An 18,951-nucleotide genomic window follows, 5' to 3' on the forward strand; every position below is an offset into this window, starting at 1 on the left:
CCTCGCCGACTCCCTCGGCGCGGCCGTCGGCGCCTCCCGCGCCGCCGTCGACGCGGGCTGGTACCCGCACACCAACCAGGTCGGCCAGACCGGCAAGTCCGTCTCCCCGCAGCTGTACATCGCCAACGGCATCTCCGGCGCGATCCAGCACCGCGCCGGCATGCAGACCTCCAAGACGATCGTGGCGGTCAACAAGGACGCCGAGGCCCCCATCTTCGACCTCGTCGACTACGGCGTCGTCGGCGACCTCTTCGACGTCGTCCCCGCCCTCACCGAAGAGATCAACACCCGCAAGGGGTGAGTCTGTTGGACGGCTGCCGGGGTCACCAGGGCAGCGGCCCCTTGGCGTCGAAGTAGCCGCCGGTCGGGCCGTCCGGGGCGACCTGGGCCATGCGGACGATGATCTCGGCGCCCTCGGCCACGGTCTGCGTGCCGGTGTTGCCGTTCAGGTCGGTCTTGGTGAATCCGGGCTCCACGGAGTTGATCCGCATGGCCGGGAACGCCTTCGCGAACTGCACGGTGAGCATGTTGACCGCGGTCTTGGACGTCGGGTAGGCGATGCCCGGGTAGAAGTGCGCGGGGTGGTCGGGGTCGGAGAGATGGGTCAGGGAGCCCAGGCCGCTGCTGACGTTGACCACGACGGGCGCGGCCGAGCGCTGGAGCAGCGGAAGGAAGGCGTGCAGGACGCGGACGACGCCGAAGACGTTCGTCTCGAAGGTGGTGCGCATCTGGTCGGCGGTCACGGTCGCCGCTACCGGCACGCTGTTGTCCTCGGTGCGGGTCTCGATTCCGGCGTTGTTGATCAGGACGTCGAGGCCGCCCGCGGCGTCCAGGGTCTTGGCCGCGGCCTCGACGGAGGCGTCGTCGGTGACGTCGAGCTGGACGAACCGCGCGCCGAGCTCGTCGGCGGCGCGGCGGCCGCGCTCGGCGTCACGGGCGCCGACGTAGACGGTGTGTCCTGCGGCGATGAGGCGGCGGGCGGTCTCGAAGCCGAGGCCCTTGTTCGCTCCGGTGATGAGTGTTGTCGTCATGCCGTCCAGCCTGCTGCGCCGAGGCCCGGTCAGCCAGAAGACCCTTCGTCCTGGGACTGGCGGTACCAGGCACATCCGCGGCCGCCGGTGTTCACTGAGGAGCATGGCGGTGACAGAACTGGGACAGGCGCTGCGGCGCTGGCGCGACCGGGTGCCCCCGGACGCGGCCGGGCTGCCCTCCGGCGGCCATCGGCGGGCTGCCGGGCTGCGGCGCGAGGAGCTGGCCCTGCTGGCCGGCATCTCGGTCGACTATGTGACCCGTCTCGAACAGGGCCGGGCGGTCAACCCGTCCGTGCAGGTCGTCGAGGCGCTGGCCCGGGCGCTGCGGCTCTCGGGGGACGAGCGGACGTACCTCTTCGGTCTCGCGGAACTGGTGCCGCCGGGACCGGATGTCGTGCCCGCATTCATCACGCCCAGCGTGCAGCGGCTGCTGGACCGGCTGGTCGACACCGCCGTCGCGGTCTCCGACGCGGCCATGACGCTGCTGCTGGCCAACCCGACGTACGCGGCTCTGATGGGCGATCCGTCGGTCCTGCGGGGCTTCGAACGCAACGGTGTGTGGCGCAACTTCACGGGCATGCCGACCAGAGTGCGGCACACGCCGGAGGAGCGGCGGGACTTCGAGGCGGGCATGGTCGCCGAACTGCGCACGACCTCCGCCCGCTATCCCGCCGACCGCCAACTCCAAGCCCTCGTGGCGGAGTTGCGCACCAGGAGCCAGCGGTTCGCCGAACTGTGGGACGCGGGGGTCGTGGGCCGTCTCGCCGGCTCGCACAAGACGATCGAGCATCCGCAGGCCGGCACGCTCACGCTCGACTGCGACCTCCTCCGGGTGGAGGAGAACAACCTGCACATCCTCGTGTACTCGGCCGAGCCCGGCACCGAGGCCGCCGAGAAGCTGCGGCTGATCTCGGTGCTGGGCACGCAGAGCCTGGTCGAGAGAAGCTAGCGGAGCTACTCCTTCGTCTCGTCCTCCGTGAGGATCTTCACGTCCCAGGGCCCCAGGGGCACGGACTGCGAGTACACCTCGTCCGTCAGAGCGTTCCGCAGGGACGTCGGCACGGCGACCGACACCGCCTCCCACGACCAGTTGTGCAGGAAGCGGACCCGGCGGCCGTCGCGGGCGGTGGCCGAGGTCGCGGTGACGCTCGGACGGGCCGGGCGCCAGGTGGCCGGGGCGGCCCACTCGAACACGGCCCGGGCGAAGGCGGGGTCGGGAACGGTACCCACGTAGGTGATACGGCCCGCGCCATGACGGTGTGTCGTGGCCGCCGGCCAGCGCCCGAAGTGGGGGTGGTCGTAGGTCGCCAGCTCCTCGGCTCCCTGCGGCTGGAGACCGTCGGCCCAGTGCCGGGCGCACGCTTCGGGCGGCAGGGGGAGACTTTCCGTGCCGGTGACCGGCAGTGGGGCGCCCAGGTTGCTGAACTCGTCGTACGTCACCCCGGCCGCCTCCGCCAGCCTTCCTGGCTGCGCTTCGGTGCGGGCCCTCGCCTCGGTGTCGCCGTACCCGGTGCGGGGACCCACGATCAGGTGCCCGCCCGCCTCGGCGTAGGCCCTGAGGCGGTCGAGGGTCTCGTCGTCGGCGGCGTAGAAGGCGGGGGCGACGAGAACTTCGGGCAGTGCGGCCGTCGAGAGCTGCCCGGGGTGGAGGATGCGGGTCTGGAGCCCCGCGTCGAAGGCGCCCCGGTAGAAGGCGTCGAAGACCGTCTCGTACGACCGCCCGTTCGCACCCCCGTCCGCCAGGGCGAGGGGCGGCTGAGCCTGGAGTGCCCACTTGCTGGGGCCGTCGTACAGGAAGGCGACATCGGCGTCCGGGGTGAGCGCCGCCGTGAGGTCGCCCGCCTTCTCCAACTCCGCTCCCAGCGTGGCGAGTTCGCGGTAGACGCGGCCGGGGCGGCCGTTGTGCGGGAGGATGCCGCCCCAGTAGGTCTCGGTGCCGAAGTGCAGGGTGTGCCAGTGCCAGTACTCGATCATCGAGGCACCGCGCGAGATCAACGCCCAGGCTGCCTGACGCCACTGGCCGTCATAGGCGGGGCGGTTGTTCCACGGGTAGCTGATGGCCTGGGCGTTGGTCTCCGTGACCAGGAACGGTTCCTGGCGGGAGGAGTACATGCGGTCGGCGCTGCGGTACAGCGCCCAGGTGCCGTTGGTCGTCCAGTCCTGTCCGCCGACGCCCGGGTCGGGCAGTTCGAGGGCGTCCTGCATCGTGTAGTACGGGTTGCCCGCGGTGACGTCGAGCCGTTCGGTGAGCTTGTCGTCCTCCACGCCCTGGCGGTCGTAGGAGATGCAGGTGGTGACGAACTGGCGGGGGCGGGCGTACTCGCGGACGATGTCCGCCTGCCAGGCGATGAACTCGGTGACGAGCCGGGCCTGGAAGCGCCGCCAGGCCAGGTCGTACTGGGGCTGGGCGTTGCCGTCGGGGGTCCACAGGTCGGCCCAGGTGGAGAGCCGGTGCGACCAGTAGACCAGGCCCCATTCGCGGTTGAGGGTCTCCACATCGCCGTACTGCGCGCGGAGTTCGTCGGTGAAACGCTGGAACACGCCATGGTTGTGCAGGAGATGGGGGCCGGGTTCGTTGTCGACCTGGTAGCCGATCACGGCGGGGTGGTCGGCGTACCGGGCGACGATCTTCCGGGTGATCCGTTCGGCGTGGAAGCGGAACGCCGGGTGGGTGAAGTCGACCTCCTGCCGGGCACCCCAGCCGATGCGCTCACCCGTGCGTGACTCCCCCGCGATCTCCGGGTACTGGCGGGCCAGCCACGGCGGTACGGCGTATGTCGGTGTCCCGAGGATCACCGAGATGCCCCGCTCGTGGGCGCCGTCCAGGACGGGCTGGAGCCAGTCGAGGTCGAAGCGGCCGTTCTCCGGTTCCCAGGTGGACCACACGGACTCGCCGACCCGGATCACCGTGAAGCGTGCCTCGGCCATCAGGTCGAGGTCGTCCTTCAAGCGTTCGTACGGCTGGTACTCGTGGTAGTAGGCGGCGCCGAAAAGAACGCGGGGTGGAAGCTCGAACATCCTTCTCCAATACGGTGGTTGGGTCAGCCTTTGACTGCACCCGTGGACAGGCCTTCGAGGAGCTGCTTGCGCAGGACCACGAACAGAGCGACCGCGGGCACGACGGCGATGACGGCTCCGGCGAGCACGAGGTCGTACTGCCGTTGCTCGGACACGAACAGGGTCTGCAGGCCGAGCGGCAGGGTGTACTGGGAACTGTCGGAGACCAGCACCAGCGGCCACAGGAAGCTGTTGTAGCTCTGCAGGAACTGCCAGACGGCGAGCGCGCCCAGCGAGGGCCGCAGCAGGGGCAGCACGATGGTGCGGAAGATGCCGAACTCGCTCGCCCCGTCGATCCTGGCGGCCTCGAGGACGGAGTCCGGGACGGACTGCACGATGTACTGCTGCATCATGAAGATCCCGAACGCGGGCGCCACCCACGGCACGATCAGCGCGAACCAGGGGCTGCCGAGGCCGCTCTTGACGAGGATCACGAACAACGGCACCAGGATCACCGCGAAGGGGACCGACAGCGAGCTGAACATCACGCCGAACAGCAGGCGTCTGCCGGCGAAGCGGAACTTGGCGAAGCCGTAGCCGGCCAGGGCGCAGACGAACACGGACACGGTGGTGGCGACGAGGGCGACGACCGTGCTCATCAGGAACCAGCGCCAGAACGGCTGCCCGGACAGCAGGCGTTGGTAGTTGTCGAGGGTGAACGGGTCTGGCAGCAGTCGGGGCGGGTAGGCGAAGATGTCGCCGCGCGGCTTGAACGAACCGCTGAGCGCCCACAGCAGCGGGGCCAGGAAGGCCAGGAGCAGCAGGACGAGCGTGCCGTAGAGGGGTATGCGGGTGCGTGTCATGCGGACGCCCTCCCGATGCCGAGGAGCCGGTTGAAGAGCTGGCTGAGGCCGAAGACCAGGACGAACAGCACGACGGCCGCGGCGGCCGCGTAGCCGAACTGCTGGCGCTGGAAGGCGGCCCGGTAGATGAACATCGTCACGGAGAGCGTGGATTCGGCCGGTCCGCCGCCGGTGAGCAGGTAGGGCTCCTCGAAGATCTGGGCGGCGCCGATGAAGGAGGTGACGACGACGAAGGCCGTGACCGGCTTCAGCGCCGGGAGGGTGACGGTGGTGAAGGTGCGGACGCGTCCGGCGCCGTCCAGGGCGGCCGCCTCGTACAACTCCCTCGGCACGTTCTGGAGTCCGGCCAGGAAGAACACGGTGAGGTATCCGGTCCAGCGCCACAGCATGACCAGGGCGATGCTCACCTTGGCCAGGCTCGGGTCGCCGAGCCAGTCGACGCCGCCGGTGCCGAACAGGGCGCGCAGGATCGAGTTGATCAGGCCGAACTGCCGGTCGAAGAGCAGGCCGAAGATGAGTGCGACAAGGATCGGGGAGACGACGATCGGCACGAAGTAGGCGGTGCGCCACAGGTCCCGGGCGCGCAGGCCGCGGGTGTTGAGGGCCTGCGCGATCAGCAGGGCGAGCGGCACGACGACACAGACGGCGACGAGGACGAAGACGGCCGTGTTGCCGAGGGCGCGGTGGAAACTGATGTCGGTGAGCAGGTTGCGGTAGTTGCGCAGGCCCACCCAGTGCGGGGTGCCGAGGCCGACCCACTCGGTCAGGCTCAGCCACAGCGAGACCGCGATCGGGATCAGCATGAACAGGACGTAGAGGAGATAGAAGGGCGAGATGAAGAGGTACGGCGCCCAGGTGCGGCGTGGGCGCTGTGCGGTACCGGGGTCGCCGGTGCGTTCGTCGGCGGTGCGGGCACGGCCCGCGACAACGGTGGTCACAGCGGGGCCTCCTAACGTCCGGCCTGGTCGCGGTAGTCGGCTGCGGTCTGCTTGAGCGCCTGGCGTGGGCTGACATCGCCGCGGTAGGCGCGCAGGAGGTTGCCGGCGAGGACGTCGAAGAGGATCGACTGGTCGGGGCTCTGGTAGAAGGCCGGGACGTCGGGCAGCAACGACCGGTAGAGCCGGAAGAGTTGCTGGCCGCCGCAGAAGTCGTCCTTCGTGGCGTTGAGCTGCGGATCCTCGTACACGGAACGGCGGGTGGGCAGATAGCCGGTCTCGGTGAAGCGGCGCACCTGTCCCTCGTGGGTGAGCCAGGTGTTGAGGAGGAAGTCGACGGCCGCCTCGGTGTTGGCCTTGTCCTTGACGACGCCGAAGCCGGTGCCGCCCAGTGCGGCGGTCACCCCGCCGCCCTTGGTGAACCGGGGCAGTCCCCGTACCCGCCATCTGCCCTTCTGTTCGGGCACGTTGGGGATCAGACCGTAGTTCTTGTACCAGATGGCCATCGGCAGCCCGACGACCCTGTTCGTCTTCAGGGCGGTCTGCATGGCCGCCCCGTAGTAGTCGGAGATGTCGATGACGAAGCCGGTGCGCAGTCCCTCGCACAGGAAGCGCAGGGTCTCCTCGGCCTCCGGGGAGTCGAGGACGAGGTTTCCGTCGGCGTCGAAGAAGGCGCCGCCGCGCTGGTAGAGCAGCATCTGGAAGGACTGGACGACCTGTCCCGTGTCGCTGCCGACCGTGGAGACGACGCAGAGGGAGGCGCCGTGGTCCTTGTGCACGCGGGCGCCGAGTTCGGCGTACTCCTCCCAGGTGGCGGTGTCCGTGGGGAGGTTCCACTGCGAGAACAGGTCGTCGCGGTAGTAGTAGACGACCATCGGGGTGTCCGAGTCGAGGGCGTAGAGCCTGCCGTCCTTGCTGTAGGGGGCGAGGCGGGCGGGGAGCAGGTCGTCCTTCAGGCCGGGGACGGCGGCGATGTCGGGGGTCAGGTCGTGCAGCAGCCGCGGGGCGATGTCACCGCGCAGCATGCGCGGGAAGCTGCCGATCTCGAAGCCGATCGCGTCGGGGGTGCCGCGTCCGGCGACGGCCTGGGCGAGCAGTTTGGTGACGAGGTCGGCGGGTCCGGCGCGGGTGACGTCGAGGTGGTAGCGGAAGTCGGTGAGCCGGTCGGCCTCCGGTATGCCCTTGCGGAAGAAGTCCTCGTATCCGGGGTCGTGGGTCCACAGGGACAGGGTCACGTCTCCGGAGGTGCGGGCGGTGGTGCTGCCGCCTCCGCAGGCGGTGAGGGCGGTGGCGGCGCCGAGGCCGAGGGCGCCACGCAACAGGGTGCGGCGGGTCGGGGATGCGGGGAACACACGTGACTCCTCACGTGGTGCGGCTACGGGGAGCGCGGGTGCGGCCGTCCCGGGCGGCACCCGCGGGCAGGGCGGAGCGGGCCTGCGGCATGGGGTGCCGCGGGCCGTCGCGCCGACGGTTCAGCGCAGGGGTGGTGCGGGTTCGCGTACCGGGCCGCTGGAGGCCCGTACGGTCAACTCGACGGGGATGTCGGTACGTTCGGCCGGTGCCGGGCCGCCTTCGATCATGGCGATGAGCACGTCGACGGCCCGGTCGGCGACCGCGGTGAAGTCCTGGCGGACGGTGGTCAGGGGCGGGGAGAGATAGGCGGCCGCGGGGATGTCGTCGAAGCCGACGACGCTGACGTCACCGGGGACGGACAGGCCCGCCTCGGCGAACGCCCGTAGCGCCCCGATCGCCATGTCGTCGTTGGCGGCGAACACGGCGGTGACGTCGGAGAGCCCGGCCAGTTGCCGTCCGGCCGCGTACCCGGAGGCCGGGCTCCAGTCGCCCTCGACCGGCAGCGGGGGCTCGGGGGCGCCGGCCGCGGCGAGGGCCTCCCGCCAGCCGCGCACGCGGTCACGCGCGGCCCACCAGTCGTGCGGTCCCGGGATGTGCCAGACCGTGCGGTGACCCAGGGACAGCAGGTGTTCGGTGGCGATCCGGGCGGCCACGAGCCCGTCGGCGCCGACGACGGCACTCCTGCCCTGGCCGACCTCGACGCCTTCGCCGAGGCTGACCACCGGCACGTCCGCGCTGAGCCGGAGCGGGGCGCCGTCGTCGATCGGCTCGGACAGGACGATCCCGTCCACACCCTGTTCCAGCAGCGCCTCCACGGCGACCTGGACCGGCTGCCCCTCCAGCGTTCCGGCCAGGGCGAAGGAGTAGCCCACCCGGTGCATGGCCCGTTCCAGGGCGAGGAGCAGGGTGGAGGGGCCGTAGAGCGCGCTGCCGAGCGAGACGACGCCGATCCGCCGGTAGCGGCCGAGCAGCAGGGCGCGCGCCGCGTTGTTCGGGCGGTACCCCAGCTCCTGTACGGCCCGGAGGACGCGGTCGCGCACCTCCGGGCTGACGTGCGGTTCGCCGTTGACGACCCGCGACACGGTCTTCTGCGAGACACCGGCGGCCCGCGCGACCTCGGTCATGCCGGGGCCTCGCCGCGGACGTCCGGGTCCGGTGACCGCCATGTGCGCGCTCCTCGCCGTAGAACTTTGACTACGTAGTCACAAACCTCCGCACACGTGCGCCACGGCTCGATGACTACGTAGTCAAAACTGTGACAGCCACTCCGGGCCGCGTCAATCCCCTCCGCTCAGTAGCCGTACCGGCTCTTCAGGTGGCGCCAGAAGTCACGCAGCATCCACTTGTCGAAGTCGGTGATCTGGGTCGCGCTGCCCGCCTTCATCAGGAAGCAGCACTGACCGGTCGGGGTCCAGTCGTAGAAGTCGTCGAGACCGAAGGTGTGGCCGACTTCGTGGAGGTAGATGTGGATGTTCTCCTGGGCGAGGGCGCCGGTGAAGTACTCCTGGCCGACGCGCTGGCCCCAGTCCCCGCCGGCACCTCCCTGGAAGCCCTTGGTGAGCCAGAGAGACTGGTCGTAGTGGCGGGCCACACCGCCGGGGCACTTCGAGTAGTTGCCGTCCTGGTGGAAGAAGCGGCCGCAGTCGGGCGCGCACTGCGGGGCGCCGCCGGAGTCCAGGTTTCCGGCGTAGATGTCGACCGAGTTGTCCGTCCACTGGAGGGTCGACCGGTTCTTCACCGCCCAGCCGACGATGTTGACGGGCACGGTGGTGTACGGCCAGGCGTTGGTGCCGGTGCCGTTGTCGAGCATGGCCGCCATCCACTTGCCGAACTGCTTCTTCAGCGCGGCGTGGACCTGGTCCCGCAGGGCGGCACTGACGGGGGCGTCGGACTCCCAGCGGACGCAGTAGTTGACGCTTCCCTTGTTGGCGACGATCTGGTCCCAGCCGTAGTTGCGGAAGCCGTAGAGGTCGGGATAGGTCGACTCGACGTGGTTCCACACCTCGCCCAGCGGTTGCACAAGGCCGGCGGGCGGGTTCCAGGTGTCGGCCGCCTGTGCCGGGGTCGCCGTGACGGCGGGGGCGGCGAGTACCGCGAGCAGGGCGGCCAGGACGGTGACGAGACGCGCGATGCGGGTGCGCATGGAGTGAACTCCCTTCGTGGGGGCCGGGATTCACCATTGGGTCGCCGCCGGTCCGCCCCGGGTTGCCCCCCTGCCCCACTCACCTCGGCACCCTAGCCGGCACAGCGACCCGCACGCGACTCGCGCTCCCGCCTCCTCACCGTGCCGACCCTGATCGTCGCCGCCGCGGTGGCCGCCGTCATGATCGTCACCGCGATTCCGCCGGGCGGCGAGACCAGGCTGCCGGAGACCGCTCCACCCCTGACGGTCGCGGGCACTTCCCGGCCCTCCGCCCTCACCAGCGACGACGACTCGCCGAGGACCCAAACACCACCGGAATGTGACCCACCCCACAATCGATACGCACCCGTTTCGATAGCTCCCGAGCTAGTCTGAAACCACGAGAACGAAACCGTTTCGTTCAGCATGTATTCCGCTGGACGGGAATGGAGCACGCACCCCATGACCAGCGTCCTCATCGCCACCGGCCAGTCACTTCAGCGGGTCGGTCTTCGAATGCTCCTCGAGTCCCAGCCCGACCTGAACGTCGTCGGCGAGGCCGCGCACGGGCCGGAGGCGGTCCGGCTGAGCGCCCTGCTCCGGCCGGACGTCGTCCTGCTGGAGGGCCGCGCCACCGACACGGACACCGCCGAGACCGTCCGCCGTATCGCCCACACTCCGGACGGGCACGCCCCGCACGTCCTGCTCCTCACGACGACCGACGACACCTACCCCTACGGCGCCCTGCGCGCCGGAGCCGCCGGACACCTCCCCGAGAACGCCACCGCCGACGAACTGGTGGCAGCCGTCCGGGTCGTGGCCGCAGGTGACGTGGTCGTCTCTCCCGGACTGACCCGTGCGCTCATCGACGCCGTCCGCGACCAGCGCGCCGTCGGGAGCACCGCACCGGGCAACCGACTGGGCACCCTCACCGGACGTGAGCGCGACGTCCTCACCGCCGTCGCCTCCGGCGACTCCAACGCCGAGATCGCCGACCGGCTCTCCATCGCCCCCACCACCGTGAAGTCCCACGTCAGCAACATCCTCACCAAGATCGGTGCTCGCGGCCGGGTCCAGGCGGTGGTCTTCGCCTACGAGTCGGGACTGGTCCGGCCCACCCAGCACGTCCTGCACGCGTGACAGACCCCGGCACCTTCCACTCCTCGACCTGAGTTCGTGCTCGCCGGCGGCCGGCGCGTGGCTTCACCTCGCCACGCGCCGGGACCCCGGCGCGCCACCGCCGAGGTCGCCTTCACCGATCAGGCCGCCGTGTAGCCGAGTTGACGCCTCATATAGGGCGTCATGAGGGTCTTCGCCTTGGCGACGGCGCTGGTGCGGCTGCCGAGCACCGCCGTCTCGCCACCCGGCACGGGCAGCATGGTCACCCCGTCGGCAGGGCCGAAGGGCACGATCAGCGGAGTGCGGTGGATGGGCCGGTAGAAGCGCGGCTCCTTGCGGTGCTTGCCCGAACTGTGCAGGTGGGCGCGGATGTTCCAAGCGGCGAGGTCGGCCTGGGCTAGCGCCGCCGGGGTGATCTTGAGCTCGGTGGCGTCGTTGACGTCACCGACCGCGAAGACGTCCAGGTGTCCCTCGGCCCGCAGCGAGCGGTCGACCTTCACATGCCCCGAGGGGGTCAGCAGGTCGCCGTGTCCGCCCAGGCGCAGCCAGAGGGTGTTGGGGGTGGTACCCGTCGCCCAGAAGGAGAGGTCCGCGGTGATGACGTCGCCGCGGGCGTCGCGGTAGGTGCCGAAGTCGTTGCCCGGGGCCATGAAGGAGTCGAGCCGTACCTCCACGTCATGGGCCTCCAGCCACTCGCGCGCCTTCCGTCCGGCCCGTTGGCTGCCCGTGCTGCCGAGCAGCGCGGGACCGGAGTGCGCGAGCGTGACCCGGGCGTCCGGCCGGGCCAGCCGGATCTCGGCGCTGAGTTCGACACCGGAGGGCCCGCCGCCGACGACGAGGACGTGCTCGGCGAAGGCGATCTTCTGCTGGTGCGCGGCGAAGGACTTCATCGCCTCCTCGGTGGTGGTCCCGGTGAAGCGGGCCGGCTCCGGGTAGTCGGCGCCGGTCGCGATCACCACCACGTCGTAGGGCAGCCGCGTGCCGTTGGCCAGCACCACTCGTCGCTCGGCCGTGTCGATGCGAACCACCTTGCCCACGACCAACTGGCCGTGACGCAGCAGCCGGTCGTACGGGATGAAGGGGGTCGAGCTCCACTCCTTGCGCACACCCGCCCGTAGGGAGGAGATACGGTGGAAGAAGACCTCCTTGCGGTCCACGAGCGTGACCCGTGCCGTCGCGTCCAGCCGTTTCGCCAGCCGGACGCCCGCATAGCCGCCGCCGATCACCACTACGTCGCCGTCACTCACGCCGAGTTCTCCTGAAACCGTGGGGGGAGGGAGTGCCATGGCGGACGAGCCGCTCCCCCGAGCACTCGGATGCCGGTGAGCGTAACGCTTGAAACCTAAAGTTTGAGTTGGGTTATGTGAGCTTTCTGTGAAGCTGTCGGCCCCGAGAACATGCGATGTGCCCTCCGGTGACGGCGAGTTGACCGGGAAATCAGCCGAGCTCGTAGTCGAGCCGGATCCGGTGGGTACCGTCGGCGTCGACCCCGAGGCCACCGGTGCCGGAGATCCCCGCCAGGTCCCCGGTGCCACTGGAGGGCACGATCGTGAAGAACTCCGCGGTGCGGTCGCTGCCGGAGGTCGTCGCCGAGTGCACGAAGTTGAAGGCGCCGGACCTGCCGTGCAGCGAACCCTCGAAGGACTCCATGGCCACGTAGGTGCCGACGCCGGACTGCTGGTCGTACGCGGCGGTGAACAAGGTGGCCGAGCGGCCGGCGATCTCGCCCTCGAAGTGCTTCTCCATCGTCGCGACGCCGACCGGAAGCCCGGTGGTCACAGCCGGCTCGGGCTTCAGCTCGGTCGGGACGAACGCCTTCACGCCAAATGTTCCGTTGGCTCTCATGGGCCGACCGTACCGACCGGGTCTGACAATGACCGGCTGTCCGCGCGCGCCTACTCCGGCGGGGTGGGCGTGTCGTGGGTGCGGTACATCGCCTGGACGTCCAGTTCCAGCTGGACCGTGGGGCCGACGACCGCGATGCCCCGGGCCAGCATGGATCGCCAGTTGAGCGTGTAGTCCTCGCGGTGGAGTTCCGCTGTCGCGAGGGCCGCACAGCGGAGTTCCTCGCCGTAGCCGCCGTTCACCGTGCCGAGGTAGGTCGTGTCCAGGGCGACCGAGCGGCTTACGCCGTGCATGGTCAGACTGCCCTGGAGGGTCCACTTGCTCCCGCCGCGATAGGCGAAGCGGGTGCTGACGAAGTCGATGTGGGGGAAGCGTTCGACGTCGAGGAAGTCGGCGGACCGCAGATGGTTGTCGCGCGTGGTGTTGCCGGTGGTGATGCTGGAGGCGTCGATACGGACCTGGACACGGGTCTGCGACATGTCCTGCGCGACCTGGATGCCGCCCTCGAAACGCTCGAAGCGGCCATGGACGTGGGCCATGCCGACGTGCTTGGCGATGAAGCGGATCGCGGTGTGCGGCGGATCGAACAACCAGACACCGGGCGTGGGCAGTTGCAGCGCCTGGGCGGGCTGGAGCCAGACCCGCTCGGTGGGCGTCATCCCGTACGGCCCCACCTCGACCGTCTCGCGGTGCGGCTGGAGCCCTTCGGCCGCGGCCAGCAGGCTGTAGCGGCCGGGCGGCAGAACGGCGACGAAGTAGCCGTAGGGGTCGCTCGTCCCGCGGACCGCGACCCGGTGCGTGTCGAGGGCGGTGACGGTGACGTCTGCGCCCGCCATGGGCGAGCCCATCGGGTCGACGATCTCACGGGCCACCGCGCCCGCGCCTTCCGGGAGGGGGACGGAGAGGCCCGCCGCCTCGGCAAGGGCAGCCTTGGACCGCCGGCGCCGGAGCAATGCGAGGGCCATGATGTTCACCTTTCTTCGGGGACTTGCTGTCGTGCTGCGGGACTCATGGTCGACGTCCCTCATAGGCCGCCTGGAGTACCTCCCGCACAGCCTCCGCCGTCACAGGACGCGGGTTGGCGTACGGCTGCCCCGCCACCTGTACGGCCGCCTCCGCCACGTCGGTCTCCTTGAGACCGAGTTCGGCGAGGGAGCGCGGCGCGCCCAGGCGCCCGGCCAGATCCCACAGGGCCCGTGCCGGGTCGTCGGCATCGAGTGCCCGTCCCAGTACGGTCAACGCACCGGGGACGGCGGGGGCGTTGTACGCGAGCGCGTACGGCAGGACGACCGTGTGTGTGTCGGCGTGCGGCAGGCCGAAGGTGCCGCCCAGGACGTGGCACAGCTTGTGGTGCAGCCCCATGGTGGTCGCCCCCAGACACGCCCCGCACAGCCACGCGCCGTACAGGGCCCGGCCGCGTGCGTCCAGGTCGTCGGGCCGCGCGGCGAGCAGCGGCAGCGCCTCGGCCATCGCCCGTACGCCGTCCTGGGCCATCAGCACGATCAGCGGCGAGGTGTCCGGGGCGTAGAGCGCCTCGACGGCGTGGGCGAGGGCGTTGATACCGCTGGTCACGGTGAGCGGCACCGGCAGGGAGACGGTCAGCTCGGGGTCGTAGACGACGCTGCGGGGCTGGACCTTCGGGTCGCGGCCGGTGCGCTTGACCCCGCCCTCGGTCAGGCCCCACACGGGGGTCATCTCGGAACCCGAGTAGGTCGACGGCACGGCGATCAGCGGCAGTCCGGTGCGCAGGGCGATCGCCTTGCCGAGACCGATGGACGAGCCGCCACCGACCGCGACGACCCCGTCGGCCCCGGCGGCGCGGGCCACCGCCACGGCCCGGTCGGCGTCCTCGACGGGTACATGCATACGGGCCTCGGCGTGCAGCCCCGCGCACGCGTCGCCGAGCGCGTCCGCGACCGCCCGCGCCACGGCCTCGCCCCGGCTGCCGCACACCACCAACAGGCGGCGCAGGCCCAGGTGTTCGGCCTCGCCGGGAGTCGCGGTCACGGCGGCGCCGGGCCGGAACACGACCCGCACGGGACGGCTCTCGTGGGTGAAGTCGGCCGAGAACGTCATGCGTTCGGCTCCAGTACGAGGTCGAAGCGGGCGTGCCGGAAGGGGTTCGGGATGCCGAACTCCGCGGCCAGGGACGGGTCGTCGGTCGTCGCGAAGTCCTGCACGAGGCTCTGTTTCACGGCGAAGACGGCGTCGGAGTCGAGGTAGTCGCTGCCCGCGACGAAGATGTGGGTGGTGACGGGGGTGTGGCCTTCGGCTCCGGCGATGAAGTGGATGTGGGCGGGCCGGTACGGGTGCCGTCCGGTCGCGTCGAGCAGGTCGCCGACCGGGCCGTCCGTGGGGATCGGGTAGGGCGCCGGGACGCAGGTGCGGAACCAGAAGCGGCCCTCGGCGTCGGCGGTGAACAGTCCGCGTCCGTTGCCCGCGGGCTGTACCTCGGGCTGCTGGACGTCGTAGAAGCCCTGGTCGTCGGCCTGCCAGACGTCGAGGACGGCGCCGGGCAGCGGGATGCCGTCCGCCGAGAGCACCCGGCCGCTGACCACGCACGGCTCGGCACCGCCCACCAGGTCGATGTCGTCCCCGAGTTCCCGCACGGGCGACTCGGTCATATGGAAGGGGCCGAGCACGGTGGACTCGGTGGCGCCCTGGACGCGGTCGCCGTTGAGTGTCTCGACGAGCATGGAGACGCCGAGGACGTCCGAGAGCAGGATGAACTCCTGGCGGGTGTCGGTGCACTTCTGCCCGGTCGCCGTCAGGAAGGCGATCGCCTTCTCCCACTCCTCCTGGGTGAGCCGGCTTTCGCGCACGAAGTCGTGCAGGTGGCCGATCAGTCCGGCGAGCAGTTCGCGCAGGCGGGGATCGGCGGTCGCGTGGAGGCTGGCGACGGCCTCCTCGGTGACGCTGGTTCCGATCGCGTCGGTGGTCATCCCGGCTCCTCCTCGTCGACGTGTCGCTTCATCCATGATTGCGCGCCCGGTCTGTGCGGGCCTGGCCTCAGGCGTGGCCGAGGATCTGCCGCAGCGCGTCCGTCAGGAGTGTTCCGGCGTCCGGCGCGGCGGTCGGGTGCCGGAAGGCGACGAACCCGTCGGGCCGAACGAGCAGCGCGCCCGCGTCGGAGATCTCGCTCAGGCGCGCCCAGTCGCCGTACGGGTCCTCGTACTCCTGCCCGGGACCGACGACCACGGTGGCGATCTCGATGTCCTGTGCCGCGGCGGCCCGGACCCAGCCCTCGCCGCCGATGCCGGTCAGCAGGGTGAAGCGGCCCTTTCCGACGGTGTCGAGGGTGGAGAGGGTGCGGGTGCCGGAGGTGATCCAGGCGTGCGGGATGCGCGCGCCGGGGCGGGAGGTGGGCTGGTGGTGGAGCTCGGGATCGCGCGCGAAGGTCTCCGCGGGGGTGCCGTCAGGGAGGACGGCGTCCGAGGCGTAGCGCTGGTTGAGGTCGACGCCGTGCGCGTTGAACTCGTACACCTTGAAGGCGATGGCCTCGCGGAGCCGGGCCCGCTGCTTCTCGGCGGCCTCGGTGGTGCCCTTGCGGGCGGCGATGTTGGCCCACAGCTGTTCGGGGGTCTGCGGGGAGAGTCCGTCGAGGGCCTCGAAGATCGGGGCGGTCTCGCCGATCGACTGGTTGGCGCGGGTGACGACCTGCTTGCCGACGGGGGCGCGTTCGGCGGTGTAGGTGTCGAGCAGCTTCGGGGCGGCGGTGCCGTCGATGACGAGCTTGAGTTTCCAGGCGAGGTTGTAGGAGTCCTGGATGGAGGTGTTGGAGCCGAGGCCGTTGGACGGCGGGTGGCGGTGGGTGGCGTCACCGGCGCAGAAGACGCGGCCGTTCGAGTAGGTCTCGGCGTACATCTCGTTGACCGTCCAGGCCGAGGACGACTTGATCGTCACGGGGATCTCGTCGTCGCCGACCAGCTGCCGCACGACCGACTCGGCGTACTCGGTGGTCAGGTCGGGGGCGCCCGCCGTGACGTCGTACCCCCACACGATCATCCACTCGTTCCACGGCCGCACACAGCGCACCAGGCCCGCGCCGATGCCGCCGACGGTGGCGCCCGGGGCGAGGACCCAGTAGAGGGTGGAGGGCCGGTGGGCGGTGTACTGCGCCAGGTCCGCCTCGAAGACGATGTTGATGCTGCCGGCCACGCCCATCTGGCCGCCCATCGGCAGCCCGGCGTCCTCGGCGACCTTGGAGCGGCCGCCGTCCGCGCCGATCAGGTACTTGGCGCGGATCTCGTACGTGTCTCCGCGCAGCCGGTCCCGCACGGTGACCGTCACGCCGTCGGCGTCCTGGGTGTGGGAGAGGTACTCGGTCTGGAAACGCAGGCTGGTGCCGCGGGCGACGGCCGCGTCGACGAGGACCGGCTCCATGAGGTGCTGCGGCATGTCGCACATGCGGGTGGGGCTGGCGAGTTCGTGGGCGGCCTGGACGAGCGGGTCGTTGCCCCACGAGCGCACCCGGCCCAGCTCCTCGCCGGCCAGGCTCGTACAGAAGGTGGTGTTGCCCATCAGGTGCTGCGGGGTCGCCTGCGCGACGACGTCCTGTTCGACGCCGAGGTCGCGCAGCACCTCCATCGTGCGCTGGTTGGTGATGTGCGCGCGGGGGGTGTCGGCGAGGCTCGCGTAGCGGGTGACGACGATGTTGGGGACGCCGTAGGTGCTCAGGGCGAGCGCGGCCGAGGCTCCGGCCGGGCCGCTGCCTACGATCAGGACGTCGGTCTCGACGACGGGGGACACGGGGCGCTCCTGGCGTGGGCATACGGACGACGGACAGTCTTGATCATGGTGCGGTACGGCGGTGTGCGGGTGTCTCAATACGAGACATAGGCACCTGCTGCCATCGGGGGCGGTGGGTGGGGGACATGTTCCGCCGGACACCGCCTCCACACGGGGCAATCGTTTCCCGTTCAACCGAACCCGCTACGGTGGATACGTCGTGACCACCACAGAGCCCTCCCCCGCAGTCCACGCCCTCCCACCACTGCGAGTGGCGCGTGAGCGCTTCCTGTCCGGGCGCCCGCTGCCCGACGGTGTGCCGGAGGAGGTCCTCGCGGCGTGGCGGCGGGCCCGGTTCTTCGGCGTACCGCACGACCTCAAGGAACCCGCCGCCGGTCCGCCCCGGCCGGTCGAGTCGCCGCTTCTCGGCGCCGCCCGTCCGGTGCTCGAACGGATCGCCCCCGCCCTGGGCGCCGGCCGCTCGGTCCTCCTCCTCACCGACGCGCGCCTGCGCGTGCTGTGGACGTCCGGGGGCGCGCCCGGGCTCACCCCGCTCCCGGGACTGTCGGAGCAGGAGGTCGGCCACAACAGCGCGGCCCTCGCCCTGCGCAGTCGGCGCCGGGCCGAGGTGCACGGGCCCGAGCACTTCCTCGACGTGTGGCAGGACGTGTCGGCGGTCAGCGTCCCGGTGCTCGCACCGAAGAGCGGACAGGCACTCGGCACCCTCACCGTCGCCTCCCACTTGTGCGGCGGATGCCCGCCACACCCTCAGGCCGCCCTCGCCGAGGCCGCTGCCGCCGCCGTGGAGGCCGAACTCCGCGCCCGGGCGGGACGTGCCGAACAGGTCCTGCTGGACGCCTACGTGCGAGCCGCGCGGGGAGAGGACCGTGCGGTGGTCGCGTTGGACGGCCGCAACCGCCTGATCAACTCGGCGGCGGAGCGGCTGATGACGCCGGAGGTCCTTCGGGTTCTTGAGCGTACGGCGACGACGGCACGGCACACAGACGCGCCGGCCGCAGCCGAGCTGCCCGAGGGAGCAGGGTGCAGCGCTCGGATCGACCTGGTGCGGCAGGCGGGCGTGGTCATGGGGATCGTGGCCGTCCTGGAACCGCAGGACGAGGGCACGCCGAGGCCGAGGCCGCGCCCGCTCCCCCGCCTGACCGGCTCCTCCCTTCCGTGGCGATACGCCGTGGAGCGCGCCGCCGAACTGATCCGCTCCCCCGAGCCCGTGCTGCTGACCGGTGAGCGGGGGACGGGGAAGACCGCGCTGGCCAGGGAGTTGCTGGGGCCGGCCGACATCGAGACCGTCGACGCGGCCGAAGGCGGCGCACTCGAAGGGGACTTGACGCAATGGGCCGCGGCGAGCCCCCTCATCCTCCGGCACGCCGAGCGGCTGACGCAGCCCGCCGTGGCCACGCTCAACTCGCTGCTCGACGCGCACCCGGACACCCGGCTGCTGGTCACCCACACCCCAGGCACTCCGCCCGGCCCCTGCCTGCAACGGCTCCTCGACAAACTGGCCGCCCGCATGGTCGTCCTGCCGCCGCTGCGTGAACGCACCGAGGACATCAGGGAGTTGCTGTCGGCCCTCACGCCGCGCCCCGCCCCGGGAAGTCCGCCGCTGACCTGGACCCTGGACGCCCTGCGCGCGCTCGAACAGCATCCGTGGCCCGGGAACGTCACCGAACTCGCTCATGTCGTCCAGGCGTTGGCGGAACACCGACGGGCCTCCGGGCCGGTCCGCCGGGCCGAACTGCCGGACACCGTGCGGGAAGGGCCCGCCGTCCGTCCGCTCAGCCCGATGGAACACGCCGAACGCGCCACGATCCTGGAGACACTGCACCGCCACGGCGGCAACAAGTCCCGCGCGGCGGCGGTACTCGGCATCGGGCGGGCCACGCTGTACCGCAAACTGCGGGAGTACGAGGGCTGAGGAGCGGGCTCGGCACCCGAGTAAC

At 70.9% G+C, this 18,951-nt stretch carries 18 protein-coding genes; 4 read left to right on the forward strand and 14 right to left on the reverse strand.

The window, feature by feature from the left end:
* The coding region (locus AQJ46_RS40335) for an electron transfer flavoprotein subunit alpha/FixB family protein (RefSeq protein ID WP_167368221.1) at positions 1-301 on the forward strand (301 nt) is incomplete at its 5' end.
* Between the two features lie 22 nt (positions 302-323).
* Here AQJ46_RS40335 and AQJ46_RS40340 read toward each other — a convergent pair.
* The gene (locus AQJ46_RS40340) at positions 324-1,031 is read right to left on the reverse strand and encodes an SDR family oxidoreductase (RefSeq protein WP_059210296.1); all 708 of its coding nucleotides are present in this window, start codon (positions 1,029-1,031) and stop codon (positions 324-326) included.
* Positions 1,032-1,134: 103 nt separating this feature from the next.
* Here AQJ46_RS40340 and AQJ46_RS40345 point away from each other — a divergent pair, with 103 nt between their 5' ends.
* Positions 1,135-1,980: a helix-turn-helix transcriptional regulator gene (locus tag AQJ46_RS40345; protein ID WP_059210297.1), complete on the forward strand. Its 846-nt coding sequence runs from the start codon at positions 1,135-1,137 to the stop codon at positions 1,978-1,980.
* A 5-nt stretch (positions 1,981-1,985) separates the two neighbouring features.
* Here the strand turns inward: AQJ46_RS40345 and AQJ46_RS40350 are convergent, their stop codons facing one another.
* From AQJ46_RS40350 to AQJ46_RS56650, 7 genes are all read right to left on the reverse strand, one after another.
* Entirely contained in the window at positions 1,986-4,049 is a 2,064-nt protein-coding gene (locus AQJ46_RS40350; RefSeq protein WP_059210298.1) for a beta-galactosidase, read from the reverse strand.
* Positions 4,050-4,072: 23 nt separating this feature from the next.
* Complete coding sequence (locus tag AQJ46_RS40355; RefSeq protein ID WP_059210299.1) at positions 4,073-4,891, reverse strand: carbohydrate ABC transporter permease; 819 nt, start codon at positions 4,889-4,891, stop codon at positions 4,073-4,075.
* Positions 4,888-5,829, reverse strand: a complete 942-nt coding sequence (locus tag AQJ46_RS40360; RefSeq protein ID WP_059210300.1) for a carbohydrate ABC transporter permease — start codon at positions 5,827-5,829, stop codon at positions 4,888-4,890. Before AQJ46_RS40360 ends, AQJ46_RS40355 begins: the two co-directional genes overlap by 4 nt.
* Positions 5,830-5,840: 11 nt before the next feature.
* Positions 5,841-7,178, reverse strand: a complete 1,338-nt coding sequence (locus tag AQJ46_RS40365) for an ABC transporter substrate-binding protein (protein ID WP_079072630.1) — start codon at positions 7,176-7,178, stop codon at positions 5,841-5,843.
* A gap of 120 nt (positions 7,179-7,298) precedes the next feature.
* Entirely contained in the window at positions 7,299-8,345 is a 1,047-nt protein-coding gene (locus tag AQJ46_RS40370) for a LacI family DNA-binding transcriptional regulator (protein WP_225887515.1), read from the reverse strand.
* Positions 8,346-8,470: 125 nt separating this feature from the next.
* Positions 8,471-9,322: a hypothetical protein gene (locus AQJ46_RS40375; protein ID WP_059210301.1), complete on the reverse strand. Its 852-nt coding sequence runs from the start codon at positions 9,320-9,322 to the stop codon at positions 8,471-8,473.
* 92 nt (positions 9,323-9,414) lie between these two features.
* Positions 9,415-9,579 carry a hypothetical protein gene (locus tag AQJ46_RS56650; protein WP_208617067.1) on the reverse strand — a complete coding sequence of 55 codons (165 nt, stop codon included), beginning with the start codon at positions 9,577-9,579 and terminating at the stop codon, positions 9,415-9,417.
* 184 nt (positions 9,580-9,763) lie between these two features.
* On the opposite strand from AQJ46_RS56650, the gene AQJ46_RS40380 reads away from it, so the two are divergent.
* Positions 9,764-10,441 (forward strand): response regulator transcription factor, encoded by a 678-nt coding sequence (locus AQJ46_RS40380; RefSeq protein ID WP_059210302.1) that lies wholly within the window; start codon positions 9,764-9,766, stop codon positions 10,439-10,441.
* Between the two features lie 119 nt (positions 10,442-10,560).
* Here the strand turns inward: AQJ46_RS40380 and AQJ46_RS40385 are convergent, their stop codons facing one another.
* The 6 genes from AQJ46_RS40385 to AQJ46_RS40410 all read right to left on the reverse strand — a co-directional run bounded on the left by AQJ46_RS40385 (position 10,561) and on the right by AQJ46_RS40410 (position 17,014).
* Entirely contained in the window at positions 10,561-11,667 is a 1,107-nt protein-coding gene (locus tag AQJ46_RS40385; protein ID WP_059210303.1) for an NAD(P)/FAD-dependent oxidoreductase, read from the reverse strand.
* Between the two features lie 190 nt (positions 11,668-11,857).
* Positions 11,858-12,265: a DUF3224 domain-containing protein gene (locus AQJ46_RS40390; protein ID WP_059210304.1), complete on the reverse strand. Its 408-nt coding sequence runs from the start codon at positions 12,263-12,265 to the stop codon at positions 11,858-11,860.
* Positions 12,266-12,315: 50 nt separating this feature from the next.
* A complete protein-coding gene (locus tag AQJ46_RS40395; protein WP_059210354.1) occupies positions 12,316-13,230 on the reverse strand; it encodes a YceI family protein in 915 nt (304 codons plus the stop codon).
* Positions 13,231-13,273: 43 nt separating this feature from the next.
* On the reverse strand, positions 13,274-14,341 hold the full coding sequence (locus tag AQJ46_RS40400; protein ID WP_059210305.1) for a maleylacetate reductase: 1,068 nt from the start codon (positions 14,339-14,341) through the stop codon (positions 13,274-13,276).
* Positions 14,338-15,207: an intradiol ring-cleavage dioxygenase gene (locus tag AQJ46_RS40405; RefSeq protein ID WP_059210306.1), complete on the reverse strand. Its 870-nt coding sequence runs from the start codon at positions 15,205-15,207 to the stop codon at positions 14,338-14,340. Before AQJ46_RS40405 ends, AQJ46_RS40400 begins: the two co-directional genes overlap by 4 nt.
* 67 nt (positions 15,208-15,274) lie before the next feature.
* Positions 15,275-17,014, reverse strand: a complete 1,740-nt coding sequence (locus AQJ46_RS40410) for an FAD-dependent oxidoreductase (RefSeq protein WP_059210307.1) — start codon at positions 17,012-17,014, stop codon at positions 15,275-15,277.
* 199 nt (positions 17,015-17,213) lie between these two features.
* Here AQJ46_RS40410 and AQJ46_RS40415 point away from each other — a divergent pair, with 199 nt between their 5' ends.
* The gene (locus AQJ46_RS40415; RefSeq protein WP_059210308.1) at positions 17,214-18,926 is read left to right on the forward strand and encodes a helix-turn-helix domain-containing protein; all 1,713 of its coding nucleotides are present in this window, start codon (positions 17,214-17,216) and stop codon (positions 18,924-18,926) included.
* The last annotated feature ends 25 nt before the right edge of the window (positions 18,927-18,951 follow it).

Source organism: Streptomyces canus (assembly GCF_001514145.1).
In the GTDB taxonomy this organism is placed as follows: Bacteria; Actinomycetota; Actinomycetes; order Streptomycetales; family Streptomycetaceae; genus Streptomyces; species Streptomyces canus.

Bases quoted from the DNA above. Each gene is read 5' to 3' on its own strand.
- AQJ46_RS40405 (WP_059210306.1), bottom strand. From the start codon at position 15,207: ATGACCACCGACGCGATCGGAACCAGCGTCACCGAGGAGGCCGTCGCC.
- AQJ46_RS40350 (WP_059210298.1), bottom strand. From the start codon at position 4,049: ATGTTCGAGCTTCCACCCCGCGTTCTTTTCGGCGCCGCCTACTACCAC.
- AQJ46_RS40345 (WP_059210297.1), top strand. From the start codon at position 1,135: ATGGCGGTGACAGAACTGGGACAGGCGCTGCGGCGCTGGCGCGACCGG.
- AQJ46_RS40370 (WP_225887515.1), bottom strand. From the start codon at position 8,345: ATGGCGGTCACCGGACCCGGACGTCCGCGGCGAGGCCCCGGCATGACC.
- AQJ46_RS40380 (WP_059210302.1), top strand. From the start codon at position 9,764: ATGACCAGCGTCCTCATCGCCACCGGCCAGTCACTTCAGCGGGTCGGT.
- AQJ46_RS40390 (WP_059210304.1), bottom strand. From the start codon at position 12,265: ATGAGAGCCAACGGAACATTTGGCGTGAAGGCGTTCGTCCCGACCGAG.
- AQJ46_RS40355 (WP_059210299.1), bottom strand. From the start codon at position 4,891: ATGACACGCACCCGCATACCCCTCTACGGCACGCTCGTCCTGCTGCTC.
- AQJ46_RS40340 (WP_059210296.1), bottom strand. From the start codon at position 1,031: ATGACGACAACACTCATCACCGGAGCGAACAAGGGCCTCGGCTTCGAG.
- AQJ46_RS40375 (WP_059210301.1), bottom strand. From the start codon at position 9,322: ATGCGCACCCGCATCGCGCGTCTCGTCACCGTCCTGGCCGCCCTGCTC.
- AQJ46_RS40395 (WP_059210354.1), bottom strand. From the start codon at position 13,230: ATGGCCCTCGCATTGCTCCGGCGCCGGCGGTCCAAGGCTGCCCTTGCC.
- AQJ46_RS40400 (WP_059210305.1), bottom strand. From the start codon at position 14,341: ATGACGTTCTCGGCCGACTTCACCCACGAGAGCCGTCCCGTGCGGGTC.